The sequence below is a fragment of the Comamonas sp. CMM03 genome (genome assembly GCF_019218715.1).
GTDB lineage: Bacteria > Pseudomonadota > Gammaproteobacteria > Burkholderiales > Burkholderiaceae_C > Comamonas > Comamonas terrigena.
In genome coordinates, this window is record NZ_JAHUXB010000004.1 from 49,046 (window position 1) to 75,515 (window position 26,470).

Below are 26,470 nucleotides of genomic sequence, written 5' to 3' on the forward strand. Positions count from 1 at the left end.
CCACCATGGCGGCCACCGGTCGGCTTACCGCAGGGCGTCCCCGCGCCGGCCAGCCTGCCATGGCGCACCCGGTGCTGGACGCCGTGGCGGGCCAGTACCTGGAGCATGTGCGGGTGGAAAAGCGCCTGTCGGCCCGCACGCTGGCCCTGTACACCTTGGATCTGGAGCGCCTGAGCACGCTGGCACAGACCGTGCAGACCCCGCTGCTGCAGCTGCAGCCGGTGCAGATACGCCGCTTTGTGGCCCAGATGCACGGCCAGGGACGCAGCGGGCGGGGGATTGCGCTGATTCTCTCGGGCTGGCGCGGCTTCTTTCACTGGGCGGCGCAGCAGGGGCTGGTGCCGCACAACCCGGTGCAGGGGGTGCGGGCGCCCAAACAGGCCAAGCCCCTGCCCAAGGCCCTGGGGGTGGACGATGCGGTGCAGCTGGCCGGTTTCCGCAACGACGATGCCGACCCCTGGACCGAGGCGCGCGACGCAGCCATGACCGAGCTGCTTTACAGCAGCGGCCTGCGCGTGGGCGAGCTGGTGGGCCTGAATCTGCGGCCCGGCGACGCGGCGCAAAGCGGCTGGATCGACTGGGAGGCGGCCGAAGCCCATGTGCTGGGCAAGGGCGGCAAGCGCCGCACCGTGCCGGTGGGCAAGCATGCGCTGGCGGCCTTGCAGCGCTGGCTGCGCCGCCGTGCCGAGCCCTTCGAGCCCGATTGGGCAGAGCCCGCGCTGTTCGTGGGCGCCCGGGGTGGGCGCATGTCGGCCCAGACCGCCTGGGCGCGGCTGCGCCAGCGCGGCCAGCAGGCGGGCCTGGCGCAGCCGGTGCACCCGCATGTGCTGCGCCATTCCTTTGCCAGCCACATGCTGCAAAGCAGCGGTGACCTGCGTGCCGTGCAGGAGCTGCTGGGCCATGCCAACATCGCCACCACCCAGGTCTATACCCGGCTGGATTTCCAGCACCTGGCCCAGGCCTACGAGCAGGCCCACCCACGCGCCAAGCGCAAGGAGTGAGTGTGGCAGAGGACGATGGCCCCTGCCCACCGTCGCCGTGGCTTCCTGATTTGATAGCTGCCTGTGGCGGCGCAGCGCTGTGGGGCGATCGATAGCACCCGCAAGGTGGACGCCCCCATGGGCGCAGGGCACTTGACCGGCTGGCTACACTGACTGTTGTTGCGCGCCCTGGAATTTTCGGGTAGCGCCTCCAGCTGATTGCTGTTTTTCCCCGTTTCGCGGCGGCCCGGTGCGGCTGCCGCGCCAGATTACAAGGCATACCACCATGGCACTGATTCCCGTCAGCATCCTCACCGGCTTCCTGGGCTCGGGCAAGACCACCTTGCTCAAGCGCGTGCTCAGCGAATCCCACGGCATGAAGATCGCCGTGATCGAAAACGAATTCGGCGAAGAGAACATCGACACCGACATTCTGAAGACCGAATCCAAGGAACAGATCCTGCAGATGAGCAATGGCTGCATCTGCTGCACCATCCGCGAAGACCTGCGCGAAGCCCTGCAACTGCTGGCCGCCAAGCGCCGCAAGGGGCTGGTGGAGTTCGACCGCATCGTGATCGAGACCACCGGCCTGGCCGACCCCGGCCCGGTGGCGCAGACCTTCTTCATGGACGACGAGATCGCCGAAAGCTATCTGATCGACTCCATCATCACCCTGGTGGATGCCAAGCACGCCAACCAGCAGCTGGACGACCGCCAGGAAGCACGCCGCCAGGTGGGCTTTGCCGACCAGATCTTCCTGACCAAGACCGACCTGGTTAGCGCCGCCGACAAGGAGGCACTGGTCCACCGCCTCAAGCACATGAACCCGCGCGCGCCCATCCAGGCCGTGCATTTCGGCGACGTGCCGCTGTCCGAAGTGTTTGACCTGCGCGGCTTCAATCTGAACGCCAAGCTGGACATCGATCCCGATTTCCTCAAGGCCGACGAGCACGACCACAGCCACTGCGACCACGATCACGGCAAGTGCGAACATGACCACGATCACGGCCATGCCCACCACCACGAACACGGCAAGCACTGCGACCATGAACCTGCCCATGGCGCGGAGTGCAAGCACCCGCACCACCACCACCATGACGACGATGTGAAGAGCTTCGTCTACCGTGCCAGCCGTCCGTTCGACCCGGCCAAGCTGGAGGACTTCCTGGGCGCCATCGTCAACATCTACGGCCCGCGCATGCTGCGCTACAAAGGGGTGCTGAACATGAAGGGCACCGAGCGCAAGGTGATCTTCCAGGGTGTGCACCAGCTGATGGGCAGTGACCTGGGGCCGGAGTGGGAAGCCGGTGAGGCGCGTGAAAGCCGCATGGTGTTCATCGGCATTGACCTGCCGCAGGACATCTTCAAGCAAGGCCTGGAACAAAGCCTGGCATAAACCCTGCTTTGTGGTTTGCCGCCGGTCGCGGCCGGGCCTCTGGCCGGCCGCGGGGCTGCTGCCGCACCGGCGCAGAATCGCCCGCCACCTCTCGCAGCCATGCGGGAGAGGGCGGGCGATTTACATGGTCTTACCAAAGCTGGTTGTGTGATATCCGCAACTTTGCGTTAGGTATTGTTGGAGATGGCTACAATCCCGCCCCTAAAGAGAACCCGGTCGGTCTGCCCACGGGGAAGACAGACTGGGACGGTCATACTGTGAGGAGACAGGACGTGACAGCCGAGACCAGCAAGAAGAAAGCCACACCCAAAGTGGCTGCACCTGCGGCCCCCAAAGCCGCAGCCGCGAAGACGCCTGTCAAGGCCGCTGCCAAGAAGGTGGCCGCACAGCCCAAGGCTGCGGCAGCCCCCGCCGTTTCCCCTGCGCGCAGCCCTGCGCGCAGCGCCTCAACCCAGCCTCTGGCAGCCGCTTCGACGGCTGCCAAGCCCACAAGCACGAAAGCCATGCCTTCCACTATCTCTGCCCCCACAGCCGCCGTGCTCAAGCGTGACCCCAAGCTGGCCAACAACTGGAAGACCAAGTCTGCCGAAGAGCTGAGCGATGCCGAAGTCATTGCCATGCCCGACGAGGAGTACATGAACGACAAGCAGATGGCGTTCTTCCGCCACAAGCTGGTGCAGCTCAAGCAGGACATGCACAACAACGCGGGCGAGACGGCTGAAAACCTGCGCGAAGACACCGTGGTGGTGCCCGATCCCGCCGATCGTGCCACCATTGAGGAAGAACACGCCCTGGAACTGCGCACCCGCGACCGCGAGCGCAAGCTGCTGAAGAAGATCGAACAGTCCATCGCCCGCATCGACGCCGGCGACTACGGTTACTGCGACGAAACCGGCGAGCCCATCGGCGTTGGCCGTCTGCTGGCCCGTCCCACGGCCACGCTGTCGCTGGAAGCCCAGCAGCGCCGCGAGCTGAAGCAAAAGATGTTTGGAGACTGATCCTCCCCGGATCCACCGCCCACCGTTGCAGGACACCATGAACCAGGAATCAGGCAAGACAGGCGGTTTTCTCTCCAAGATGTTGCAGAAGGTCACGGGCTCCTCCGCGCAGGAGCCTGCTGACCTGGCTGCCAGCGATGAAGGGTCTGGTAAAGAGGCCCTGCACCAGATGGTGGAGCGCAAGCGCCGCGACGACGCCATCCGTGCCCAGGAATTTGCCGAGCTGCGGCAGCTTCGCAGCCAAAGCGGCCGCGGCGGCCCCCCGGCACGCATGCCGGCTTCGGCGTTTTTGCCTTCGGCGCTGGACGCCGAAGACCACGGCACCACCACCTTGCGAAAAATCGATGCCATCGAAGCGCAGATGGCGCAGCAATGGCTGCGCACTGCCGATGGCTCCGCGCCGGTGACCGACGCCGTGCCTCCGGTTGCAGACGCCCGCGCTGCGGCGTCCAGCCCGGCACCGGGCCGGCCGCCCGGCATGACGGCGGCCCAGTGGCAGGCGATTCCCACGCTGGGCGAGGAAAGCCGGGTGCCCCCCGTGCCGTTCGGCACCGCGGACGGTGAGGGCTTTGCCATCACGCCCGATATTGAAGAAGCCGCCATCCTGTTTGCCCATGGCGATCTGGATGGTGCCAAGGCGCGCCTGCTGGAGCTGCTGGTGCAGGGCCTGGACCATGCGCCGGTGGACCGCCGGGCGGTGGCAGGCATCTGGCAGGTGGTGCTGGACCTGTACCGTGCCATTGGCGATGAAGAAGGGTTCGAGCCGCTGGCGCTGGACTGGGCGAGCTATTTCGGCCATGCGGCGCCGGTGTGGTTCTCCATGCCGCAGCAGCTGGGCATGGCGTCCCTGGACATGGCGGCAAGGCTTCAGCCCACCGCGCGGGACGGGCTGGCAGGGGTGATCGAAGGGGATGCCACCCCCTGGCTGCAGGCCTTGCAGGCCCGTGCGCGCTTGGGCACGCCGCTGGAGATTTCCTGCGAGCGCCTGATCCGCCTGGACTTTGTGGCTGCCGGCATGGTGCTGAACTGGGCGGCCGAGATGCAGGTCCTGGGTCACCAGCTGCGCTTCACCCAGCTGCACCATCTGGTGGCGGTGTTCCTGCAGGTGATCGGCATCGAGGCCCACGCCAAGCTGCAGCTGCGCGCGCCCTGAGGGGGCGGCGTGTCGCCGGTGGCGGGAGGCTGGAACGCGTGCCTTGCCCAGGCCAAAAAAACTGTGCTCCGGCCTCTTGCAAGCGGCTCAATCGCCTCGATATATGGAAGCTATGGAACAGTATCACGGCACCACCATCCTCAGCGTGCGGCGCGAAACGCCGGACGGCATCCAGGTCGCCATCGGCGGCGACGGCCAGGTCACGCTAGGCAACATCGTTGTCAAGGGCACGGCCCGCAAGGTGCGCAAGCTCTACCATGGCAAGGTGCTGGCCGGCTTTGCCGGCGCCACGGCCGATGCCTTCACGCTGTTCGAGCGGTTCGAGGCCAAGCTGGAAAAGCACCAGGGCCACCTGACGCGCGCGGCCATCGAGCTGACCAAGGACTGGCGCACCGACCGTGTGCTGCGTCGCCTGGAGGCCATGCTGGCCGTGGCCGATGCCTCGGCGTCCCTGATCATCACCGGCAACGGCGATGTGCTGGAGCCCGAGCAGGGCATCGTGGCCATCGGTTCCGGCGGGGCCTATGCCCATTCGGCCGCCAAGGCGCTGTTGAACCACACCGAGCTGTCGGCCGAAGAGGTGGTCAAGAAGTCGCTGGAGATCGCCGGCGAGCTGTGCATCTACACCAATATGCACCACACCATCGAGACGCTGTAAACCGGTTTCTCCATTGTTTTGATAGCGCCCTGTGCTCGCGCTCGCCGCACAGGACGCCCATTTGAGTCTTAAAGCCATGTCGTCCATGACCCCGCAGGAAATCGTCTCCGAGCTGGACCACCACATCGTCGGCCAGCCCGGCGCCAAGCGCGCCGTGGCCATTGCGCTGCGCAACCGCTGGCGCCGCCAGCAGGTGCCCGATGGGCTGCGCCAGGAAATCACGCCCAAGAACATCCTGATGATCGGCCCCACCGGCGTGGGCAAGACCGAGATCGCGCGCCGCCTGGCCAAGCTGGCCGATGCGCCTTTCATCAAGGTGGAAGCCACCAAGTTCACCGAAGTCGGCTATGTGGGCAAGGACGTGGATGCCATCATCCGCGATCTGGCTGAAATCGCCGTCAAGCAGACGCGCGAAGCCGAGATCAAGAAGTTGCGCGTGCGCGCCGAAGATGCTGCCGAAGAACGCATCCTGGACGTGCTGCTGCCCCAGGCCCGCACGCACGATGCCGTGCCGGCCGACAATGCCACGCGCCAGGTGTTCCGCAAGAAGCTGCGCCAGGGCGAGCTGGACGACAAGGAGATCGAGATCGATCTGGCCGAAGCCCGTCCGGCGCTGGAAATCATGGGCCCCCAGGGCATGGAGGAGATGACCGAGCAGCTGCGCGGCATGTTCAGCCAGATGGGCCAGGAAAAACGCAAGACGCGCAAGCTGCCCATCCAGGAGGCATTGAAGCTGCTGACCGACGAGGAAGCGGCCAAGCTGGTCAATGAGGACGACATCAAGACCCGCGCCATTGCCAACGCCGAACAGAACGGCATTGTCTTCATCGACGAGATCGACAAGGTGGCCACGCGCCAGGAAACCAGCGGCTCCGACGTGTCGCGCCAGGGCGTGCAGCGCGATCTGCTGCCGCTGGTGGAAGGCACTACGGTGTCTACCAAGTACGGCATGGTCAAGACCGACCATATTCTGTTCATCGCCTCGGGCGCCTTCCACCTGTCCAAACCCAGCGATCTGATTCCGGAGCTGCAGGGGCGCTTTCCCATCCGGGTGGAGCTGGCGTCGCTGTCGGTGCAGGACTTCGAAGCCATCCTCACGCAGACCCATGCCTCGCTGGTCAAGCAGTACCAGGCGCTGCTGGCCACTGAGGGGGTGACACTGACGTTCACCCCCGAAGGCATCACCCGCCTGGCCCACACGGCCTTCCAGGTGAACGAGCGCACCGAGAACATCGGGGCCCGCCGCCTGTCCACGGTCATGGAACGTCTGCTGGACGAGGTGAGCTTTGACGCCGCCAAGCTGGCGGGCCAGACCATCACCATCGACGCCGCCTACGTCGATGAGCGGCTCCAGATGCTCAGCCAGGACGAGGATTTGTCGCGCTTCATCTTGTGATCTGACCCCGATTGCACGCCACGCCCCCTGCGGTCCTCGCGACGGCAGGGGCGTTTTGTTTGCGAAATGCAATTAATTCCCGAGCTCAAGCTTTGTCTGTGCACTACCGCCTAAGTTCTTGTAGACAAAGGACTTTTGTGTATCTGCTATAGAAATCTTCACCCTAAGTTGTTGATTTCATTGCAAATGTTTGTGACAGGCGTCGAGGCAAGAACCGGATTTGCTGCTACAGTGCAAAAAAGTGCAATTAAGTGGTGAAAGTTGCCTCTGCAGCCCAGGCGCAGAGGTCGCAAGGTTCAACCTAGCCGGGGTCAACAACCGTGTTTCAAGGGGCGTCTTCGCTGAGTCTGGATGCGAAGGGGCGGCTTTCAGTGCCGACCCGGCATCGTGACGCCCTCCTGGCCATGGCCGAAGGCCAGATCACCATCACCAAGCATCCCCACGGCTGCCTCATGTTGTTTCCCCGTCCTGAATGGCTGAAGTTCCGCGAACGCATCGCAGAGCTGCCCATGTCCGCGCAGTGGTGGAAGCGCATCTTTCTGGGCAATGCCCAGGATGTGGACATGGATGGCACCGGCCGCGTGCTGGTGGCACCCGAGCTGCGCCAGGCCGTGGGGCTGAGCAAAGAGGTGGTGTTGCTGGGCATGGGCAACCACTTCGAGCTGTGGGACCGCGCCACTTACGAAGCACAGGAGGCAGAGGCCATGCAGGCCGACATGCCGAACGTTTTCCAGGATTTTGCTTTTTGAAAAGGGCGAGCGTTGAACCAGCCCCTCCAACACATCACCGTCCTGTTGGACGAAGCCGTGGACGCCCTGCTGGGTGCGGCCGGGCCTTCGCCCGCCGGTCAGTGGGTGGATGCGACTTTTGGCCGTGGCGGCCATTCCCGCAAGATTTTGCAGCGACTGGGGCCGGATGGCCGCCTGGTCGCTTTCGATAAAGACCCGGAAGCGATTGCCGAGGCGGCACGCATCACGGACCCGCGTTTTTCCATCCGCCACGAAGGCTTCCGCCATCTGGACGAATTGCCCGCAGGCAGCTGTGCCGGCGTGCTGATGGACCTGGGCGTGAGTTCGCCCCAGATCGACAGCCCCGAGCGGGGTTTCAGCTTCCGTTTCGACGGCCCTCTGGACATGCGCATGGACACCACCCGTGGCCAGAGCGTGGCCGACTGGCTGGCCGATGCGGAGGTGCACCAGATCGCGGAGGTGATACGTGACTATGGCGAAGAACGGTTTGCTGGGCCCATTGCAAAGGCGATTGTTGCTCGGCGCACAGAAAAAGGCCCTCTCACCACCACTGCCGAGCTGGCCAGCATCGTGGCTGGTGCGGTCCGCACACGGGAGGCAGGCCAGAACCCTGCCACGCGGACCTTTCAGGCTTTTCGGATTTTCATCAATGCCGAGCTCGAAGAGCTGCAGCAGGCGCTGGCCGCCGCGTTGAAGGTGCTGCAGCCGGGCGGTCGCCTGGCTGTGATCAGCTTCCACTCGCTGGAAGACCGCATCGTCAAGCAGTTCATCGCCCAGCATTCCAAAGAGGTGTATGACCGCAGGGCGCCGTTTGCCGCGCCCCAGCCCATGCGCCTGAAGGCGCTGGAACGCATCAAGCCCAGCGCAAAGGAAATCGAGGGCAATCCGCGTTCACGCAGCGCCGTGATGCGCGTGGCCGAGCGCACCGAGGTGCCTGCATGATCTGGCCGCTGCGCACTGCTTCCATCCACCTGGCTGCCTGGCAGCGGGAGGAAGCATGCTGCGCCTGAATATCCTCCTGCTGGCGGCCGTGGTGGCGAGTGCACTGTTTCTGGTGCACACGCAGTACGAGGCGCGCCGCCTGTTCACAGAGCGTGAACGGGCGCAGCATGACGCGCGCGAGCTGATGACCGAGTACCAGCGCCTGCAGGTGGAAAAGCGTGCCCAGGCCACGCCGCTGCGCATCGAGCGCCTGGCGGTGGCGCAGAGCATGCAGAGTGCCACACCGGCCATCACCCAGTATGTGGAAGACAAGGCGGCTGCCGGAGGTGCGCAATGAGCGTGCACCGCAGCGTCACCTACACCTCCAGCCCGCTGCTGGCGAGCAAGACGCCCAAGTGGCGCAGCAAGTTCATCATGGGCTTGATGGTGCTGGGCTTCACCGGCCTGGGCGTGCGTGCTGCCTATGTGCAGGTGTTCGGCAACGAATTTTTCCAGCGCCAGGGTGAGGTGCGTTACGCGCGCACGCTGGAGTTGCCGGCCAACCGCGGCCGCATTCTGGACCGCAATGGTCTGATCTTGGCGTCCAGCGTGCCGGCGGCCAGCATCTGGGCCATTCCCGAAGATATAGAGCTGGACAGCGCCGAAGTGCGCGCCAAGCTGCCCCAGCTGGCCCGGCTGATGGACATGCCGCTGGCGGCCATCAAGAGCAAGCTGGACAACGACAAGAGCTTTGTCTGGCTTAAGCGCCAGCTGGACTGGGAAGTCGGCCAGCAGATCAAGGCACTGGGGATCAAGGGCATCTACCAGACCAAGGAATACAAGCGCGAATACCCCGAAGGCGAGTCGGCAGCCCACATCGTGGGCTTTACCAATGTGGAAGACCATGGCCAGGAAGGCATGGAGCTGGCTTTCGACAAGGATCTGGCGGGCAAGCCGGGTTCGCGCCGGGTGATCAAGGACCGTTTCGGCCGCGTGGTCGAAGGCCTGGGCGAGGAAATTCCGCCCATGGACGGTCGGGAGATCCAGCTGTCCATCGACAGCAAGATCCAGTTCTACGCCTACCAGAAGCTGCGTGACCAGGTCATCGCCCACAAGGCCAAGGCCGGCACGGTGGTGGTGATGGATGCCAAGACCGGTGAGCTGCTGGCGCTGGCCAACTACCCCAGCTACGACCCGGGCAACCGCAAGCGCCTGACTGGCGAGCAGCTGCGCAACCGCGCCATCACCGACGTGTTCGAGCCGGGCTCGACCATGAAGCCCATCACCGTGGGCGTGGCGCTGCAGAGCGGCAAGTTCAAGCCCAGCACCATCGTGGACACCACGCCCGGTCGCATCAACGTGACCGGCTCGACCATCTCCGACACCCACAACTATGGGGTGCTGACGGTGGAGGGGGTGATCCAGAAGTCCAGCAACGTGGGCACGACCAAGATTTCCCAGCAGCTCACGGCGCAGGAAATGTGGGAAACCTATTCGGCCCTGGGCTTCGGCCAGAAGCCCCAGATTTCCTTCCCGGGCGCCCAGAGCGGGCGCTTGCGACCGTACAAGACCTGGCGGCCTGTGGAGCAGGCCACCATGTCCTACGGCTACGGGCTTTCGGCCAGTCTGCTGCAGATCACCCGGGCCTATACGGTGTTCTCGAATGACGGCAAGGTGATACCGGCCAGCATGCTCAAGATCGATCGCCCCCCTGTGGGCGTTCCTATTTTTTCGGAGCGCACGGCCAGTTCCGTGCGCAAGATGCTGGCGCTGGCCGCCGGTCCCGGGGGCACCGGTCAGCGTGCCCAGACCGTGGGCTATTCGGTGGGCGGCAAGTCGGGTACGGCGCGCAAGCAGGAAGGCAAGGGCTATGCCGCGGGCAAGTACCGCGCCTGGTTTGCCGGCATGGCGCCGATCGAGAGCCCGCGTGTGATTGTTTCCGTGATGGTGGACGAGCCCATGAATGGCACCTACTACGGTGGCACGGTGGCGGCCCCGGTATTCAGCGATGTGGTGCAGCAGACGCTGCGTTTGATGGGCGTGCACCCCGATATGGCCGTGCAGCCCCAGATTGTGGCCAACCCGGTGGAGGAGTCGCTGTGAGCACGCTGCACACACTCGCCACACCGCAGGATGCCGTGCGCTGGCTGCGCAGCCGCGTGACCGGGGCCTTGCGCACCGACAGCCGCCAGGTGCAGCCCGGTGACGGGTTCATCGCCTGGCCCGGCGGCGTGACCGATGGTCGGGCCTATGTGGCATCGGCCCTGGAACGCGGCGCTGCAGCCTGCCTGGTGGAGCTGGAGGGCGCCGACGCCTTTGACCTGCGAGGGGATGCGGTCGCGGCCTTTTCCGGTCTGAAGGCGGCCACGGGTGACATCGCCGACCTGTGGTTTGACCGTCCCTCGGACGCGCTGACCGTGCTGGCCGTGACCGGCACCAATGGCAAGACTTCCACCGCCTGGTGGCTGGCCCATGCACTCTCGGCCTGGCCGATGCACCAGCGCACCGGCTGCGCCCTGGTCGGCACGCTGGGCATTGGCGTGCCGCCGGCGCTGGTCAGCACCGGCATGACCACCCCCGACCCGGTCTGCCTGCAAGAGGCGTTCCGCGGTTATGTGGACCAGGGGCTGGCCGCCTGTGCGATCGAGGCGTCATCCATCGGCATCGAAGAGCACCGCTTGGATGGCACACGCATCCGCTGCGCGGTCTTCACCAATTTCACCCAGGACCACCTGGACTACCACGGCAGCATGGAGGCCTACTGGGCTGCCAAGACCCGCCTGTTCCGCTGGAACGGCTTGCAGACCGCCGTGGTCAATATCGACGATGCCCATGGCGCCACCCTGGCGCAGCAGCTGCAGACACAAGAGGGCCTGGAGGTCTGGACGCTGTCCATCCGCCAGCCCGCACGCCTGTGGGCGCGGGACATAGGCCACGGCCGCGAAGGGCTGCGCTTCACCGTGGTCGAAGGCGATGCCGCAGTGCCGCTGCAGACCCGGGTGGTGGGCCACTACAACATCAGCAACCTGCTGGGCGTGATCGCCACCTTGCGCAGCCTGGGCATGCCGCTGGCGCAGGCCGTGCAGGCCTGTGCGCACCTGGAGCCGGTGCCCGGCCGCATGCAGCAGATTGCCCAGCCTGGTCAGCCGCTGGTGGCGGTGGACTATGCCCATACCCCCGATGCACTGGAGCAGGCCTTGACTGCCTTGCAGCCGGTGGCGCAGGAGCGTGGCGGCCGGCTGTGGTGCGTGTTCGGCTGTGGCGGCAACCGGGATGCCAGCAAGCGCCCGTTGATGGGGCAGGCCGCCCAGCGCCGGGCCGACCAGGTGCTGGTGACCAGCGACAACCCGCGCGGCGAAGTGCCCGAGGCCATCGTGCAGCAGATTGTGGCGGGCATGCAGCCCGGTGCCCTGATCCAGGTGGACCGGGCCGCGGCCATTGCCCAGGCCATTGCCCAGGCGGCGCCCCAGGACGTGGTGCTGCTGGCCGGCAAGGGCCATGAGGATTACCAGGAAGTGATGGGCGTCAAGCGCCCGTTCTCGGACATGGCCGAGGCGCAGCGTGCGCTGGCGGCCCGCGAAGGACAAGCAAAGTGATGATGACATTGCAACAGGCACTGGTGTGGATCCAGCGCTCCCAGCCCGCAGCGCGGCTGGTGGGCGATGGCGCCACGCCCCTGCAGCGCGTGTGCACCGACACGCGCCAGCTGCAGGCCGGTGACCTGTTTGTGGCGCTCAAAGGCGAGCGCATGGACGCCAACGATTTTTTGCCACAGGCCCGGGCTGCCGGCGCCGTGGGCGCCGTGGCCCACCGTGGTCTGGAGGCCGCCGGGCTGGCCGGTATCGAAGTGGCCGACAGCACCCTGGCGCTGGGCGACATTGCGGCCGGCTGGCGGGCGCAGTTCGGTCTGCCGCTGGTGGCCATCACGGGCAGCAACGGCAAGACCACGGTCACCCAGATGGTGGCCAGCATCCTGCGTGCCGCCGCCGGTGAGGCGGCTTTTGCCACGCAGGGCAACTTCAACAACGCCATCGGCGTGCCGCTGACCCTGCTGCGTCTGCAGGCGCAGCACCGCCTGGGCGTGGTGGAGCTGGGCATGAACCACCCCGGGGAGATTGCCGAGCTGGCGCGCATTGCCCAGCCCACCGTGGCCTTGGTGAACAACGCCCAGCGCGAGCACCAGGAATTCATGCACACCGTGCAGGCGGTGGCCGAAGAGAACGGCAGCGTGTTTGCTTTCCTGCCGGCGGATGGCGTGGCGGTGTTCCCTGCGGACGAAGAATTCACCGCGCTGTGGCGCGCGCTGGCGGGGAACCGCCGTCAGCTGACCTTCGGTGGCGAAGGCGCCGATGTGCGCTGCACCACCGCGCAGTGGCAAGGTGGCGCATGGCAGGTCCAGTTGCAGACGCCGGCAGGCGCCGTGGCATGCCAGCTGCACATTGCTGGGCGCCACAACGTGCGCAATGCCCAGGCCGCTGCCGCCTGTGCACTGGCCGCAGGTGTGCCTCCGCAAGCCATCGGGGAAGGGCTGAATGCCTTCCGCCCGGTGAAGGGACGTTCGCGTTCGGCCGCCTTGCAGGTCCATGGCCGCAGCGTGGCTTTGGTGGACGATACCTACAATGCCAACCCCGATTCGATGCAGGCCGCGATTGCGGTACTGGCCGAATTGCCGGCACCGCGTGTGCTGGTGCTGGGTGACATGGGCGAAGTGGGTACGCAAGGCCCGCAGTTCCATGCCGAGATCGGTGCGGCTGCGCATGCGGCCGGGATCGAGCATGTGTTGGCATACGGTGCGCTGATGCAGCACGCCGTGCAGGCCTGTGGTGACACGGGCCGTCATTTTTCAGACAAGGCTGCATTGAATGAAGCAGTCCTGGCATTGCTGCCCCTGGCGGGCAGCGTGCTGGTCAAGGGTTCGCGAAGCATGAAGATGGAAGAGGTGGTGCAGGCGCTGGAGTCTGCCCAGGAAGGGGGCGCAGCATGCTGCTGATACTCGCCCAGTGGTTGCAGGATCTGTTTCCGGACCTGACGTTTTTGCGCGTGGTGCAGTACATCACGTTCCGTGCGGTGATGGCGGCGCTGACGGCGCTGCTGATCGGCCTGTGGATCGGCCCCAAGGCCATCCGCATGCTCACGGCCCTGAAGGTGGGCCAGCCGGTGCGTGGCTATGCCATGCAGACCCATCTGGTCAAGAACGGCACGCCCACCATGGGGGGCGTGCTGATCCTGTTTGCGATTTCGGTCTCCACCCTGCTGTGGTTCGATCTGTCGAACCGCTTTGTCTGGATCGTGCTGCTGGTGACATTGGGCTTTGGCGCCATCGGCTGGGTGGATGACTGGCGCAAGGTGGTCAACAAAGACCCGGAAGGCATGCGTTCGGGCGAAAAGTACTTCTGGCAGTCGGTCATCGGTCTGGTGGCCGCGCTGTACCTGGTGTTCAGCATTTCCGAGAATTCCAACGGCCGCGTGCTGGAGCTGTTCATCACCTGGGTGCAGTCCGGCTTCTCGCTGGACCTGCCGCCCAAGGCCGGTCTGCAAGTGCCTTTCTTCAAGGAAATCAGCTATCCGCTGGGCGTGCTGGGCTTTGTGGTGATGACCTATCTGGTCATCGTGGGCGCCAGCAATGCGGTCAACCTCACCGATGGCCTGGATGGCCTGGCCATCATGCCGGTGATCATGGTGGGCACGGCGCTGGGCATTTTTGCCTATGTGACCGGCAATGCCAGCTATGCCAAGTACCTGCATTTCCCCAGCATTCCCGGTACCGGCGAGCTGATGATCTTCTGCGGCGCCATGGCGGGTGCGGGTCTGGCCTTTCTGTGGTTCAACGCCCACCCGGCCCAGATCTTCATGGGCGATGTGGGGGCGCTGGCCCTGGGCGCAGCCCTGGGCACCATTGCGGTGATCGTGCGCCAGGAAATCGTGCTGGCCATCATGGGCGGCATCTTCGTGGCCGAGGCCGTGTCGGTGATGCTGCAGGTGACGTACTTCAAGTACACCAAGAAGCGCTATGGCGAAGGCCGCCGTCTGCTGAAGATGGCCCCCTTGCACCACCACTTCGAAAAGAGTGGCTGGAAAGAGACGCAGGTGGTGATCCGTTTCTGGATCATCACCATGCTGCTGTGCCTGATCGGCCTGTCCACGCTGAAGCTGAGGTGACAGCCATGGCAGACCACGACCTCCAGCCACCCGTCACCCCTCCCACGCCCGAGGCGCTGGAAGGGGAGCGCCTGCCCGTGCCGGTGAATCCGACGGACACAGATACATTGGGCGTTGACGCTGTAGTTGATGTGGCAGGCTCCGAAGCCGTGTCAGAGCGCGCTGCCGCCGATGCCGACACCAGTGCTGCGGAGGACATTGCCCCCGCGCTGGATACGGTCGAAGTGCCCGCTGCGCCGCCCGCGGTGGAGCCGGTGCCGGATATTTCCACGCTGAGCGCCGCCAAGGATGCGGCGGCCTTCGTGGCCCAGATCTTTGCCGACCCGAGCATCTCCGATGCGGCCGACAGCGAGGTCACGGCAGTGCAGGCCGCCGCCGAGCAGGAGCCCGTGGTGGAGCTGCCCCCGGTGCCGGCGCTGTGGCCGCAGGGCCAGACGCAGCACCTGCAGGGCCAGCGCGTGCTGGTGCTGGGGCTGGGGATTTCGGGCATCGCCATGGCGCGCTGGTGCATACGTGCCGGTGCCGAGGTGACGGTGGCCGACACGCGTGCAGCCCCGCCCCATCTGCCCACCCTGCAGACCGAGCTGCCCGGCGTGCGCTTTGTGGCCGGTGACTTCACGGCCGCTTTGGTGGACGGCCAGAACCTGACCGCGGTCTACCGTTCCCCGGGCCTGAGCCCCGAGACCGTGGCCGCAGTCTTTGACGCTGCGCGCGCCATCGGTCTGCCGGTGGGCGGCGAGCTGGATCTGTTTGCCATGGCGCTGAAGGGCCTGGCCCAGGCCCATGGCTATGCGCCCAAGGTGCTGGCCATCACCGGCACCAACGGCAAGACCACCGTCACCTCGTTGACCGGCCAGTTGCTGGAGCATGCCGGCCTGACGGTGGGTGTGGCCGGCAACATCGGCCCTTCGCTGCTGGACACGCTGTCGGCACGTATCGATGCGCAGGACCTGCCGCAGGCATGGGTGCTGGAGTTGTCCAGCTTCCAGCTCGACGGGGTGCAGGGCTTCGAGCCCACGGCGGCCACGGTGCTGAACATCACCCAGGACCATCTGGACTGGCATGGTGGCATGCCTGCCTATGCAGCTGCCAAGGCGCGCATCTTCGGCGACAAGGCACTGATGGTGCTCAACCGCGAAGACCGCACGGTGATGGACATGCTGCCGCCACCGGTCAAGGTCAAGCTGCAAAAGCCGCAGCTGCGCGCCCATGTCACGTTCGGCGCCGACATGCCGCGCAGCCCCGGGGACTTCGGTATCGAAGTGGTGGGCGGCATGGCCTGGCTGGTGCGGGCCATGGAATCCGACGAAGTCGGTCGCCGCTCGCGCGATCCGCAGGATGATTTGTTTATCCAGCGCCTGCTGCCGGCCGATGCGCTGCGTATCCGTGGCCGACACAACGCCACCAACGCGCTGGCTGCGCTGGCCTTGGCCCAGGCCGCAGGCTGCGCGCTGGCCCCGATGCTCTACGGCCTGCGGGAATACCGGGGAGAGCCCCACCGCGTCCAGCCCATCGGCATGGTGGGCGGGATCGAGTATTTCGACGACAGCAAGGGCACCAATGTGGGTGCTACGGTGGCAGCGCTGACCGGCCTGGGGGCCGACCGCCGCATCGTGCTGATTCTGGGCGGTCTGGGCAAAGGCCAGGATTTTTCGCCGCTGGCAGCGCCGGTGTCGCGCTATGTGCGTGCCGTGGTGCTGATCGGCCGCGATGCGCCGCAGATCCGTGCGGCGCTGGCCGGCGAAGGGGTGCCGCTGTCGGATGCCGACAGCATGGAGGCCGCCGTGCGCCAGGCCACGGCCCAGGCGCAGGCCGGCGATGCCGTGCTGATGTCGCCCGCGTGCGCCAGCATGGACATGTTCCGTGACTATGCCCACCGTGCCGAGGTGTTCGTCGAGTCCGTGCGCCAGCTGGCCCACGATGCCGGCCACGAGCTGGAAGGAGCCGAATGATGGACATGTCCAGCGTGCTCCAACGCGTATCCAACTGGTTTGGCGGTACGTCCGACAAGCCGGTGGATGTGCTGCCGGTGCGCGTGGGCGGCACGGAATACCGTGCCACGCCGGCACGGCCGGTGCAGATGCTGGGTCTGGACCAGGCGCTGGTGTGGGTGGTCATCGCCTTGCTGACCTGGGGCGTGGTGATGGTGTATTCGGCTTCGATCGCCATGCCGGACAACCCCCGTTTCGGCAAGATCGAGCCCTACCACTTCGTGCTGCGCCATGTGATTGCGCTGGGCGTCGGTTTTGTCGGTGCGCTGCTGGCCTTCCAGATCTCGATGAAGACCTGGGAGCGCATGGCGCGCAAGCTGTTCATCCTCTCCATCCTGCTGCTGGTGGCCGTGCTGGTGCCGCATGTGGGCGTGGTGGTGAACGGGGCGCGGCGCTGGATTTCGCTGGGCATCATGAACTTCCAGCCTTCCGAGCTGGCCAAGTTTGCGGTGCTGGTCTATGCGGCCGACTACATGGTGCGCCGCATGGAGATGAAGGAGCGCTTCTTCCGCGCGGTGCTGCCCATGGCGGCGGCCGTGTTCGTCTGCGGCGTGCTGCTGCTGGCCGAGCCGGACATGGGGGCGTTCATGGTGATCGTGGTGATCTCCATGGGCATCCTGTTCCTGGGCGGTGTGAACGCGCGCATGTTCTTCCTGATGGCGGCGCTGGTCATCGGTGCCTTCGTCATCATGATCGCCTTCTCCGACTGGCGGCGCGAGCGCATCTTTGCCTACCTCGACCCCTGGGACATGAAGCACGCGCTGGGCAAGGGCTACCAGCTGTCGCATGCGCTGATCGCCATCGGCCGGGGCGAGCTGTTCGGCGTGGGTCTGGGCCGCAGCGTGGAAAAGCTGCACTGGCTGCCGGAAGCGCACACCGACTTTCTGCTGTCGGTGATCGGCGAAGAGTTCGGTCTGGTCGGCCTGCTGGTGCTGATTGTGGCCTTTGTCTGGTTGACGCGCCGGATCATGGAAATCGGCCGCCAGGCGATTGCGCTGGACCGGGTGTTTTCCGGTCTGGTGGCGCAGGGTGTGGCCATCTGGATTGGCTTCCAGGCCTTCATCAACATGGGCGTGAACCTGGGCGCGCTGCCCACCAAGGGGCTGACGCTGCCGCTGATGAGCTTCGGCGGATCGGCTGTGCTGATGAACCTGATTGCCATCGCGGTGGTGCTGCGCATTGATTACGAGAACAAGGTCCTCATGCCATCGGGCAGGGGAGCAGTGAAATGACAGAGAAAGTGGCACTGGTCATGGCGGGCGGAACGGGAGGACATATCTTCCCGGGTCTGGCCGTGGCGCAGGCTTTGCGGGAGCGCGGCTGGCGCGTGCACTGGCTGGGTGCGCCCGGCAGCATGGAATCCCGTCTGGTTCCGCCCCAGGGCTTTGCCCTGGAAACGATTGAATTCGGCGGCGTGCGTGGCAAGGGGCTGGTGACGCTGGCCCTGCTGCCGCTGCGCCTGCTCAAGGCCTTCTGGCAGGCATGGCGCGTGGTGCGCCGCGTCCAGCCCGATGTGCTGGTGGGCTTTGGCGGCTACATCACCTTCCCCGGCGGGATGATGGGCGTGCTGGCCGGCAAGAAGCTGGTACTGCACGAACAGAACTCGGTGGCAGGGACCGCCAACAAGGTGCTGGCCAGCGTGGCCGACCGGGTGTTCACGGCGTTCCCGAACGTGTTTGCCAAGGGCCGCTGGGTGGGCAATCCACTGCGCGAAGCCTTTGTGCGCCAGCCCGAGCCCGAGGCCCGCTTTGCCGGGCGCAGCGGCCCGCTCAAACTGCTGGTGGTCGGCGGCAGCCTGGGCGCCAAGGCGCTGAACGACATCGTGCCCCAGGCGCTGGCGTTGATTCCGGCGGCGCAGCGCCCCAGCGTGCTGCACCAGAGCGGCGCCAAGCAGATCGACGAACTGCGGGCCAACTATGCCGCCGCCGGCGTGCAGGCGGAGCTGACCCCCTTCATTGATGACACGGCCCAGGCCTTTGCCGATGCCGATGTGATTGTCTGCCGTGCCGGTGCCAGCACCGTGACCGAAATCGCCGCTGTCGGTGCGGCAGCGGTGTTCGTGCCTTTCCCCCATGCGGTGGATGACCACCAGACCGCCAATGCCCGCTTCCTGGTGGAGCAGGGCGGTGGCTGGCTGATTCCGCAAAAGGCGCTGACGGCTGAAAAATTGGCAGAAATGCTACAGAATACGGAGCGTTCTACGCTGCTTGAACGGGCGAGAGACGCTAAGAAAATGCAAAAGATTCAGGCTACCCACGAGGTCGTGGCGGCATGCGAGGAGTTGTCCGCATGAAGCACGCCATCCAGAACATCCATTTCGTCGGCATCGGCGGTGCCGGCATGAGCGGCATCGCCGAGGTGCTGCACAACCTGGGCTACCGCGTCTCGGGCTCGGACCTGTCCAGCTCGGCCGTGCTGCAGCGCCTGCAGTCGCTGGGCATCCACACCTTTGTGGGCCATGCGGCCGAACATATCGGTCACGCCGATGTGGTGGTCACCTCCACGGCGGTGCAGGGCAGCAACCCCGAGGTGGTGGCGGCCCGCGAGAAGAAGATTCCCGTCGTGCCGCGTGCGCTGATGCTGGCGGAGCTGATGCGCTTCAAGCAGGGCATCGCCATTGCCGGAGCCCATGGCAAGACCACCACCACCAGCCTGGTGACCAGCGTGCTGGCCGAAGCCGGCCTGGATCCCACGTTCGTGATCGGCGGCAAGCTCAACAGCGCCGGCGCCAATGCCAAGCTGGGCCATGGCGACTACATCGTGGTGGAGGCCGACGAGTCCGATGCGTCGTTCCTGAACCTGCTGCCGGTGATGGCCGTGGTCACGAACATCGATGCCGACCACATGGAAACCTACGGCCATGACTTCGGCAAGCTCAAGCAGGCGTTTGTGGATTTCCTGCACCGCATGCCTTTCTATGGCCGCGCCATCCTGTGCGTGGACAGCCCGGCCGTGCGCGAGATCCTGCCGCAGCTGGCCCGTCCGGTGACCACCTACGGCTTTGCCGAGGATGCCCAGGTGCGGGCCGTCAATGTGCGCGCCGTGGCCGGCCAGATGCATTTCACCGTGCGCCGCAGCAATGGCCAGCCCATGCCGGACCTGGAGGTGGTGCTGAGCCTGCCGGGCGAGCACAACGTGCTCAACGCGCTGTCTGCCGTGGCTGTGGCCATGGAACTGGAAATTCCCGACGCCGCATTGCTGCGCGCTCTGGAAGGTTTCAAGGGCGTGGGCCGTCGCTTCCAGCGCTACGGCGAATTGCCTGCAGCCCAGGGCGGCGTGTTCACGGTGATCGACGACTACGGCCACCATCCGGTGGAAATGGCGGCCACGCTGGCCGCCGCCCGTGGCGCCTTCCCGGGCCAGCGCCTGGTGCTGGCCTTCCAGCCGCACCGCTACACCCGCACGCGCGACTGCTTTGAAGATTTCGTGCAGGTCATCGGCCATGCCGACAGCGTGCTGCTGTCCGAGGTGTATGCCGCCGGTGAAGCGCCCATCGTGGCGGCCGATGGCCGTTCCCTGACCCGTGCATTGCGCGTGGCAGGCCGGGTGGAACCAATTTTTGTTGAGCAAATCGCTGATATGCCCCAGGCAATTGCGGACAATGCTCGGTCTGGCGATGTGGTGCTGTGCATGGGGGCGGGCTCGATTGGCGCCGTCCCGGGGAAATTGGTCGAAATGCTATCGAAGAGTGAGCGGTCTGGGCAAACGGGAGGTGCGCAGTGAGTACGCACGCACAAGATATGGATGTCCAGGCACTGGGCAAGGTCGCCGTCTTGATGGGCGGCAGCTCGTCCGAGCGCGAAGTCTCGCTGATGTCCGGCAGCGGTGTGCTGCAGGCCCTGCGTTCGCAGGGGGTGGATGCCCATGCGTTTGACCCTGCGGAACGCGATATCGGTGAGCTGAAGAAAGAGGGTTTTGCCCGCTGCTTCATCGCCTTGCATGGCCGCCACGGCGAGGACGGCACGGTGCAGGGTGCGCTGGAATTGCTGCGCATTCCCTATACCGGCCCGGGCGTGATGGCCTCCAGCATGGCCATGGACAAGGTCATGACCAAGCGCATCTGGCGCTTCGAAGGCCTGCCCACACCGGATTGGCGCATGGTGGCCAGCGCGGACCAGACCCGCGCAGCATTCGCGGCGCTGGGTGCGCCCATGATCGTCAAGCCGGCACGCGACGGCTCCAGCATGGGGCTGACCAAGGTGGAGGACGCCAGCCAGTGCGAAGCGGCCTATGCCCTGGCTGCCAAGTACGACGAAGAAGTGCTGTGCGAGCAGTTCATCTCCGGGGACGAAACCACCTGCGCCGTGCTGGGTGAAGGCCGGGGCGCACAGGCCCTGCCCGTGATCCGCATCGTCGCGCCGGACGGCAACTACGACTACCAGAACAAGTACTTCACCGACGTCACGCAGTACCACTGCCCGAGCGGCCTGCCGGCCGAGGAAGAGGCCGAGATCCAGCGCATCGTCGAGCAGGCATTCCGCACGCTGGGCTGCCGCGGCTGGGCGCGTGCCGACATCATGATCCGCGCCAGCGACCGCAAGCCCTTCCTGCTGGAAATCAACACCTCGCCGGGCATGACCGGCCATTCGCTGGTGCCCATGGCCGCACGGGCCAAGGGCATCTCGTACGAAGCGCTGTGCTTGCGCATTCTGGCGACGGCCTCGCTGGATGGCGACGCACACGCCGTGGAAGGGAGTGCCTGATGCGCCACGCACTGCCCCTGGACGTCCGCCTGATGAACGCGACCGCGTCGGTCCTGTTCGCGGGCTGTGCCGTCCTGCTGGTGGCGGTGCTGGGCTGGTGGGCAGTGCGCCATCCGGCGTTCTCGATCGCGCGCATCGTGGTCGAAGGCGAGCTGGTGCACAACAACGCGGTGACGCTGCGGGCCAATGTGGCCCCCAGCCTGACCGGCAATTTCTTTACCGTGGACCTGGCCGGCGCACGCAAGGCGTTCGAGCTGGTGCCCTGGGTGCGCACCGCCGAAGTGCGGCGCGAGTTCCCCAACAGCCTGCGCGTGATCCTGAAGGAGCATGTGGCCCAGGCGTACTGGGGGCCGGAGAACGGCACTTCCATGGTCAATGCCATGGGCGAGGTGTTCGAGGCCAATGTGGGTGAGGTGGAGCGCGAAGGCCTGCCCCGTCTGCAGGGCCCGGAAGGCTCGGCGTCCCAGGTGCTGGCCATGTTCTACGCACTGGAGCCGGCCTTCGAGCCGCTGCAGGTGGAAGTGGACGCCCTGACGCTGCGTGACCGCGGCAGCTGGGTGGCGCGCCTGGACAACGATGCCGTGATCGAGCTGGGCAATGGCTCCCCCGAACAGGTGCTGCAGCGTGCCCAGCGTTTCGTGCGCACGCTGGGCCAGGTCACCGGCCAGTACCAACGCCGTGCCGATGCACTGGAATATGCAGATTTGCGCTATCCCGATGGCTATGCGCTGCGCCTCAAGGGCGTGACCACCGTGTCGCGCGAACGGGCCTTGCAGCTGAGCCGGGATGCCGCAGCGAGAGAAAAGAAGAAAACCCGAACAACCGAGGGCAGGAACTGATATGGCAAGAGAATACAAAGACGTGGTCGTGGGACTGGACATTGGTACCGCCAAGGTCATGGCCGTTGTCGCCGAAGTCATGCCTGGCGGAGAACTCAAGCTGGCGGGGCTGGGTGTGGCACCCAGCAACGGCCTCAAGCGCGGTGTGGTGGTGAACATCGACGCCACGGTGCAAAGCATCCAGCAGGCGCTGAAGGAAGCCGAGCTGATGGCCGACTGCAAGATCCAGCGCGTGCACACCGGCATCACCGGCAGCCATATCCGCGGCCTGAACCAGAGCGGCATGGTGGCCATCAAGGACAAGGAAGTCACCCAGGCCGATGTGGCCCGCGTGATCGAGACCGCCAAGGCCGTCAGCATCTCGTCGGACCAGCGCCTGCTGCTGGTGGAGCCGCAGGAATTCGTGATCGACGGCCAGGATGTGAAGGAGCCGATCGGCATGAGCGGCATCCGCCTGGAAGCCAAGGTGCACATCGTGACCGGCGCGCAGAGCGCGGCCGAGAACATCATCAAGTGCGTGCGCCGCTGCGGCCTGGAAGTGGAACAGCTGCTGCTGAACCCGCTGGCCGCCAGCCAGGCCGTGCTGACCGATGACGAACGCGAACTGGGCGTGGCCCTGGTGGACATCGGCGCCGGCACCACCGATGTCGCCATCTTCACCGGCGGTGCGATCCGCCACACGGCCGTGATCCCGATCGCCGGTGACCTGATCACCAGCGACATCGCCATGGCGCTGCGCACCCCCACCAAGGACGCGGAAGACATCAAGGTCGAAAGCGGCTACGCCAAGCAGATGCTGGCCGACCCGGACAGCCAGGTCGAAGTGCCGGGCCTGGGCGATCGCAGCCCCCGCATGATCAGCAAGCAGGCGCTGGCCGGCGTGATCGAGCCGCGTGTGGAAGAAATCTTCTCGCTGGTGCACCAGGTCATCCGCGAGTCCGGTTACGAAGAAGTCCTGTCCTCCGGGATCGTGCTCACAGGCGGCAGCGCCGTGATGCCCGGCATGGTGGAGCTGGGCGAAGACATTTTCCTCAAACCCGTGCGCCGCGGAGTACCTCAGTACGCCAGCGCCTTGGCCGACATGGTGGCGCAACCGCGCTCGGCCACGGTGATGGGATTGTTAGAGGAGGCTCGCATGGCGCGTATGCGCGGTTTCAAGGTGGCACAAAAGAGTGGGTCTGTGAAGACCGCTTTTGGGCGATTCAAAGACTTCATTGTGGGAAACTTCTAACTATGTGCTCTCGACGTTTGCGCATCACGGGGCCTCCCACGGATTTTCGCTATCAGCGATACCGAAGAACAGCCAAAACGACAGCAGCAGTGACCAATTACGTAGAAATTTCAGGAGCACCAACATGACCATCGAAATGATCGAAGCCGAAGAATTCAACCAGGGCACACGAATCAAGGTGATCGGCGTGGGCGGCGGTGGCAGCAATGCCGTGGAGCACATGATTGCCTGCAATGTGCAGGGTGTGGAGTTTGTCTGCGCCAACACGGACGCCCAGGCACTGATCCGTAGCAATGCACATCGCACCATCCAGCTGGGCCAAAGCGGTCTGGGTGCAGGCAGCAAGCCCGACAAGGGCCGTGATGCCGCTGAAGTGGCGGTCGAAGACATCCGCGCTGCCATCGATGGCGCCCACATGCTGTTCATCACGGCCGGCATGGGCGGCGGCACCGGCACCGGCGCTGCACCGGTGATTGCCCGTGTGGCCAAGGAAATGGGCATCCTGACGGTGGGCGTGGTGACCAAGCCCTTCGACTGGGAAGGCAGCCGCCGCATGTCCAACGCCGATGGTGGCCTGTCCGAGCTGGAAGCCAACGTCGACTCGCTGATCGTGGTGCTGAACGAAAAGCTGCTGGAAGTGCTGGGTGACGATATCTCCCAGGACGAAGCCTTCGCCCACGCCAACGATGTGCTGAAGAACGCGGTGGGCGGCATTGCCGAAATCATCAACGAGTACGGCCATGTGAACGTCGACTTTGAAGACGTGCGCACCGTGATGGGCGAGCCCGGCAAGGCCATGATGGGCACGGCCCGCGCATCCGGTCCGGACCGCGCCCGCATCGCGGCCGAACAGGCTGTGGCCTGCCCGCTGCTGGAAGGCATCGACCTGTCGGGCGCCCGCGGTGTGCTGGTGCTGGTGACCGCCGCCAAGGGCAGCCTGAAGCTGTCGGAGTCGCGTCTGGCCATGTCCACCATCAACGCCTACGCTTCGCCCGATGCGCACGTGATCTACGGCGCGGCCTACGACGACTCGCTGGGTGACGACATTCGCGTGACCGTGGTGGCCACCGGTCTGGCCCGCCAGAACGCCCGCCGCCAGCCGATGTCGGTGGTGCAGGGCGGTCTGCGCACCGGTACCGACGGCATGTACGCGATGCCGACGGCCTCCATGGGTGCCGCAGTCTCCGGCGCCGCTCCTTCCATCGGTGCAGTGGGCCAGGCCGACTACGGCGGCATGAACGTGCCCAGCGTGTGGCGTACCAACCGTACCCAGGCCGCAGCCCGTGTGGATGCTCTGTCCTCCGGCGGCATGGACGATCTGGAGATCCCGGCCTTCCTGCGCAAGCAGGCTGACTGACGGTTTCCCGTAAAACCACCAGCAGGCCCGCAGCGCGCAAGCGCTCGGGCCCATTTTTTTGCCCGGCAATGGCACTGCAGCAATCGCAGCTATTGGGATTTCCCATGACCGTGCCCGGCAGGAAAATGCCGCAGATCGGTAAAATTGGCACCATGCTTCAGCAACGCACCCTCAAGACCATCACCCGTGCCGTGGGCATGGGTCTGCACAGCGGCCAGCGGGTCGAAATGACCTTGCGCCCGGCGCAGCCCGATACCGGCATCGTCTTCCGGCGTGTGGATTTGCCAGAGCCGGTGGACATTCCCGTCAATGCCATGTCGGTGGCCGATACGCGCATGGCCACCACCATTGCCACGGGCAGTGCCAAGGTGCACACCATCGAGCACCTGATGTCCGCCCTGTGCGGCCTGGGCATAGACAACCTCTATATCGACATCACGGCCGAGGAAGTGCCCATCCTGGATGGGTCTTCGTCGTCCTTCGTGTTTCTGCTGCAAAGCGCGGGCATCGAAACCCAGAATGCACCCCGCCGCTTCATCCGGGTGACCAAGCCGGTGGAAGTGCGCGAAGGCGAGGGGGCCAACCTGAAATGGGCCCGCTTCGAGCCCTACCATGGCTTCAAGCTGCGCTTTGACATCGACTTCGCCCACCCGGCCGTGGATTCCACCGGCCAGTCGGTGGAGTTCGACCTGGGCGCCGGCAACTACCCGCGCGACATCGCCCGGGCCCGCACCTTCGGTTTCACCAAGGATGTGGAAATGCTGCGCAACAACGGCCTGGCGCTGGGTGGCGGGCTGGACAATGCCATCGTCATGGACGACTACAAGGTCCTGAACAGCGACGGCCTGCGCTATGACGACGAGTTCGCCAAGCACAAGATACTGGACGCCATGGGCGATCTGTACGCCGTGGGCAAGCCGCTGCTGGCGGCCTACAGCGCGTTCCGTTCGGGCCACGGCATGAACAACCAGCTGCTGCGCGCGCTGATGGCCGACCCGTCGGCCTGGGAAGTGGTCAGCTTTGACAGCGACCGCAAGGCGCCGGCGGGCTTTGCCCAGCTCGCCCAGGCCTGGTAAGCCGGTTCCGGGCGGCTGCAGATGCTGATCTTTCGCTGGCTGGCCTCTGTGCTGCTGCTGGGCTCGGCCCTGTGCTTTGTGTTCTACCTGGGAACCGGGCAGGCGCGGTACAAGCGCTGGGGGCTGCTGGTGCTGAAGTGGACCGTGGTGGCTGCGCTGGCCTTTTTTGCGGTGCTGATCTTCGGGCGCATCGTCTGACGGCGTGGTTCCGTGGGGCCGTGCAGCGGCGGGTTCGGGCCGTGCATGCTGCGCTCCACAGGCTTTCTGTCACGCAATTTACGGTTTGCAAAGCACTGTCACCTCGCCGCAAAGCTGCGGTAAAACCGGCGCTGCAGCATTCCCGCTCCGCTGCAATCGGTGCATGATGGTGCACATGCCGGTTCTTGTGCTGGCCCTTCTCACCCCAGGAAAGGAGTGTCCGATGAAAAAAATGTCTGCACTGGCAGCCGCCCTGGCCCTTGGCATGGGGATGTCGGCTGTGGCTCAAGCCCAGCCCCACCGCAATGACGACCGCCGCGGTCCGCCTTCGCATTCCCAGGGCAATGGCCATTACAAGCACGATGACCGCCGCAATGACCGCCGCGACTGGGACCGTGACCACCGCCGCGACGACCGGAGAGATGACCGCCGTGACGACCGCGATTTCCGCCGGGGCGCCGGCCCGGACCACCGCTGGGTCAAGGGCTACCGCGTGCCCCCGCAGTACCGGGGACCGCAGTATGTGGTGCAGGACTGGCGCGGCCACCACCTGAGTGCGCCGCCCCGCGGCTACCACTGGGTGCAGTACGGCGGCGACTACATGCTGGTGGCGATTGCCACGGGCGTGATCACCCAGCTGATCCTGAGCGGCGTGCGCTACTGAG

24 protein-coding genes are annotated in these 26,470 nt (G+C 65.5%); all 24 read left to right on the top strand.

Annotation, left to right across the window (positions count from 1 at the left end):
• Positions 1-59: 59 nt before the first annotated feature.
• The 24 genes from KW830_RS14140 (at position 60) to KW830_RS14255 (ending at position 26,469) form a co-directional block, all read left to right on the top strand.
• Entirely contained in the window at positions 60-1,001 is a 942-nt protein-coding gene (locus KW830_RS14140) for a tyrosine recombinase XerC (protein ID WP_218333795.1), read from the top strand.
• A gap of 265 nt (positions 1,002-1,266) precedes the next feature.
• Positions 1,267-2,376, top strand: a complete 1,110-nt coding sequence (locus KW830_RS14145; RefSeq protein WP_218333523.1) for a GTP-binding protein — start codon at positions 1,267-1,269, stop codon at positions 2,374-2,376.
• Between the two features lie 272 nt (positions 2,377-2,648).
• Positions 2,649-3,374, top strand: a complete 726-nt coding sequence (gene dksA, locus KW830_RS14150; protein ID WP_218333524.1) for an RNA polymerase-binding protein DksA — start codon at positions 2,649-2,651, stop codon at positions 3,372-3,374.
• Between the two features lie 37 nt (positions 3,375-3,411).
• On the top strand, positions 3,412-4,527 hold the full coding sequence (locus KW830_RS14155; RefSeq protein ID WP_218333525.1) for an STAS domain-containing protein: 1,116 nt from the start codon (positions 3,412-3,414) through the stop codon (positions 4,525-4,527).
• Positions 4,528-4,639: 112 nt separating this feature from the next.
• Complete coding sequence (hslV, locus tag KW830_RS14160; RefSeq protein WP_066537798.1) at positions 4,640-5,185, top strand: ATP-dependent protease subunit HslV; 546 nt, start codon at positions 4,640-4,642, stop codon at positions 5,183-5,185.
• Positions 5,186-5,261: 76 nt separating this feature from the next.
• Complete coding sequence (gene hslU / locus KW830_RS14165) at positions 5,262-6,581, top strand: ATP-dependent protease ATPase subunit HslU (RefSeq protein WP_066537796.1); 1,320 nt, start codon at positions 5,262-5,264, stop codon at positions 6,579-6,581.
• A 320-nt stretch (positions 6,582-6,901) separates the two neighbouring features.
• Complete coding sequence (gene mraZ, locus KW830_RS14170; protein ID WP_066537794.1) at positions 6,902-7,330, top strand: division/cell wall cluster transcriptional repressor MraZ; 429 nt, start codon at positions 6,902-6,904, stop codon at positions 7,328-7,330.
• A gap of 12 nt (positions 7,331-7,342) precedes the next feature.
• A complete protein-coding gene (gene rsmH / locus KW830_RS14175) occupies positions 7,343-8,272 on the top strand; it encodes a 16S rRNA (cytosine(1402)-N(4))-methyltransferase RsmH (protein ID WP_218333526.1) in 930 nt (309 codons plus the stop codon).
• Positions 8,273-8,327: 55 nt separating this feature from the next.
• Complete coding sequence (ftsL, locus tag KW830_RS14180; RefSeq protein WP_066537791.1) at positions 8,328-8,609, top strand: cell division protein FtsL; 282 nt, start codon at positions 8,328-8,330, stop codon at positions 8,607-8,609.
• 2 nt (positions 8,610-8,611) lie between these two features.
• Positions 8,612-10,354 (top strand): penicillin-binding protein 2, encoded by a 1,743-nt coding sequence (locus KW830_RS14185; protein ID WP_066537859.1) that lies wholly within the window; start codon positions 8,612-8,614, stop codon positions 10,352-10,354.
• Positions 10,351-11,847, top strand: a complete 1,497-nt coding sequence (locus tag KW830_RS14190) for a UDP-N-acetylmuramoyl-L-alanyl-D-glutamate--2,6-diaminopimelate ligase (RefSeq protein WP_066537788.1) — start codon at positions 10,351-10,353, stop codon at positions 11,845-11,847. Before KW830_RS14185 ends, KW830_RS14190 begins: the two co-directional genes overlap by 4 nt.
• Positions 11,847-13,241, top strand: a complete 1,395-nt coding sequence (murF, locus tag KW830_RS14195) for a UDP-N-acetylmuramoyl-tripeptide--D-alanyl-D-alanine ligase (protein ID WP_218333527.1) — start codon at positions 11,847-11,849, stop codon at positions 13,239-13,241. Before KW830_RS14190 ends, murF begins: the two co-directional genes overlap by 1 nt.
• Positions 13,232-14,410 carry a phospho-N-acetylmuramoyl-pentapeptide-transferase gene (gene mraY, locus KW830_RS14200; RefSeq protein WP_066537782.1) on the top strand — a complete coding sequence of 393 codons (1,179 nt, stop codon included), beginning with the start codon at positions 13,232-13,234 and terminating at the stop codon, positions 14,408-14,410. The genes murF and mraY overlap by 10 nt, the downstream gene beginning before the upstream one ends.
• 5 nt (positions 14,411-14,415) lie before the next feature.
• The gene (gene murD / locus KW830_RS14205; protein ID WP_218333528.1) at positions 14,416-16,362 is read left to right on the top strand and encodes a UDP-N-acetylmuramoyl-L-alanine--D-glutamate ligase; all 1,947 of its coding nucleotides are present in this window, start codon (positions 14,416-14,418) and stop codon (positions 16,360-16,362) included.
• A gap of 5 nt (positions 16,363-16,367) precedes the next feature.
• A complete protein-coding gene (ftsW, locus tag KW830_RS14210) occupies positions 16,368-17,633 on the top strand; it encodes a putative lipid II flippase FtsW (RefSeq protein ID WP_066537851.1) in 1,266 nt (421 codons plus the stop codon).
• On the top strand, positions 17,630-18,694 hold the full coding sequence (gene murG, locus KW830_RS14215) for an undecaprenyldiphospho-muramoylpentapeptide beta-N-acetylglucosaminyltransferase (protein WP_172591769.1): 1,065 nt from the start codon (positions 17,630-17,632) through the stop codon (positions 18,692-18,694). The genes ftsW and murG overlap by 4 nt, the downstream gene beginning before the upstream one ends.
• Positions 18,691-20,124: a UDP-N-acetylmuramate--L-alanine ligase gene (gene murC / locus KW830_RS14220; RefSeq protein WP_066537770.1), complete on the top strand. Its 1,434-nt coding sequence runs from the start codon at positions 18,691-18,693 to the stop codon at positions 20,122-20,124. Before murG ends, murC begins: the two co-directional genes overlap by 4 nt.
• Before the next feature lie 17 nt (positions 20,125-20,141).
• Positions 20,142-21,104: a D-alanine--D-alanine ligase gene (locus KW830_RS14225; RefSeq protein WP_218333529.1), complete on the top strand. Its 963-nt coding sequence runs from the start codon at positions 20,142-20,144 to the stop codon at positions 21,102-21,104.
• Positions 21,104-21,943: a cell division protein FtsQ/DivIB gene (locus KW830_RS14230; RefSeq protein ID WP_218333530.1), complete on the top strand. Its 840-nt coding sequence runs from the start codon at positions 21,104-21,106 to the stop codon at positions 21,941-21,943. The genes KW830_RS14225 and KW830_RS14230 overlap by 1 nt, the downstream gene beginning before the upstream one ends.
• 1 nt (position 21,944) lies before the next feature.
• Entirely contained in the window at positions 21,945-23,174 is a 1,230-nt protein-coding gene (gene ftsA / locus KW830_RS14235; RefSeq protein ID WP_066537764.1) for a cell division protein FtsA, read from the top strand.
• A gap of 124 nt (positions 23,175-23,298) precedes the next feature.
• Entirely contained in the window at positions 23,299-24,531 is a 1,233-nt protein-coding gene (gene ftsZ, locus KW830_RS14240) for a cell division protein FtsZ (RefSeq protein WP_066537762.1), read from the top strand.
• A gap of 152 nt (positions 24,532-24,683) precedes the next feature.
• A complete protein-coding gene (gene lpxC / locus KW830_RS14245; RefSeq protein WP_066537848.1) occupies positions 24,684-25,607 on the top strand; it encodes a UDP-3-O-acyl-N-acetylglucosamine deacetylase in 924 nt (307 codons plus the stop codon).
• A gap of 21 nt (positions 25,608-25,628) precedes the next feature.
• Positions 25,629-25,805 carry a hypothetical protein gene (locus KW830_RS14250; RefSeq protein ID WP_172591770.1) on the top strand — a complete coding sequence of 59 codons (177 nt, stop codon included), beginning with the start codon at positions 25,629-25,631 and terminating at the stop codon, positions 25,803-25,805.
• 223 nt (positions 25,806-26,028) lie between these two features.
• On the top strand, positions 26,029-26,469 hold the full coding sequence (locus tag KW830_RS14255) for an RcnB family protein (protein ID WP_066537761.1): 441 nt from the start codon (positions 26,029-26,031) through the stop codon (positions 26,467-26,469).
• The last annotated feature ends 1 nt before the right edge of the window (position 26,470 follow it).

Excerpts from the sequence above, each read along its gene's own strand:
- KW830_RS14140 (WP_218333795.1), top strand. The coding sequence starts at position 60 with ATGGCGCACCCGGTGCTGGACGCCGTGGCGGGCCAGTACCTGGAGCAT.
- KW830_RS14145 (WP_218333523.1), top strand. The coding sequence starts at position 1,267 with ATGGCACTGATTCCCGTCAGCATCCTCACCGGCTTCCTGGGCTCGGGC.
- KW830_RS14155 (WP_218333525.1), top strand. The coding sequence starts at position 3,412 with ATGAACCAGGAATCAGGCAAGACAGGCGGTTTTCTCTCCAAGATGTTG.
- hslV (WP_066537798.1), top strand. The coding sequence starts at position 4,640 with ATGGAACAGTATCACGGCACCACCATCCTCAGCGTGCGGCGCGAAACG.
- hslU (WP_066537796.1), top strand. The coding sequence starts at position 5,262 with ATGTCGTCCATGACCCCGCAGGAAATCGTCTCCGAGCTGGACCACCAC.
- ftsL (WP_066537791.1), top strand. The coding sequence starts at position 8,328 with ATGCTGCGCCTGAATATCCTCCTGCTGGCGGCCGTGGTGGCGAGTGCA.
- murF (WP_218333527.1), top strand. The coding sequence starts at position 11,847 with ATGATGACATTGCAACAGGCACTGGTGTGGATCCAGCGCTCCCAGCCC.
- mraY (WP_066537782.1), top strand. The coding sequence starts at position 13,232 with ATGCTGCTGATACTCGCCCAGTGGTTGCAGGATCTGTTTCCGGACCTG.
- murD (WP_218333528.1), top strand. The coding sequence starts at position 14,416 with ATGGCAGACCACGACCTCCAGCCACCCGTCACCCCTCCCACGCCCGAG.
- ftsW (WP_066537851.1), top strand. The coding sequence starts at position 16,368 with ATGTCCAGCGTGCTCCAACGCGTATCCAACTGGTTTGGCGGTACGTCC.
- murG (WP_172591769.1), top strand. The coding sequence starts at position 17,630 with ATGACAGAGAAAGTGGCACTGGTCATGGCGGGCGGAACGGGAGGACAT.
- murC (WP_066537770.1), top strand. The coding sequence starts at position 18,691 with ATGAAGCACGCCATCCAGAACATCCATTTCGTCGGCATCGGCGGTGCC.
- KW830_RS14225 (WP_218333529.1), top strand. The coding sequence starts at position 20,142 with ATGGATGTCCAGGCACTGGGCAAGGTCGCCGTCTTGATGGGCGGCAGC.
- KW830_RS14230 (WP_218333530.1), top strand. The coding sequence starts at position 21,104 with ATGCGCCACGCACTGCCCCTGGACGTCCGCCTGATGAACGCGACCGCG.
- ftsA (WP_066537764.1), top strand. The coding sequence starts at position 21,945 with ATGGCAAGAGAATACAAAGACGTGGTCGTGGGACTGGACATTGGTACC.
- ftsZ (WP_066537762.1), top strand. The coding sequence starts at position 23,299 with ATGACCATCGAAATGATCGAAGCCGAAGAATTCAACCAGGGCACACGA.
- lpxC (WP_066537848.1), top strand. The coding sequence starts at position 24,684 with ATGCTTCAGCAACGCACCCTCAAGACCATCACCCGTGCCGTGGGCATG.
- KW830_RS14250 (WP_172591770.1), top strand. The coding sequence starts at position 25,629 with ATGCTGATCTTTCGCTGGCTGGCCTCTGTGCTGCTGCTGGGCTCGGCC.
- KW830_RS14255 (WP_066537761.1), top strand. The coding sequence starts at position 26,029 with ATGAAAAAAATGTCTGCACTGGCAGCCGCCCTGGCCCTTGGCATGGGG.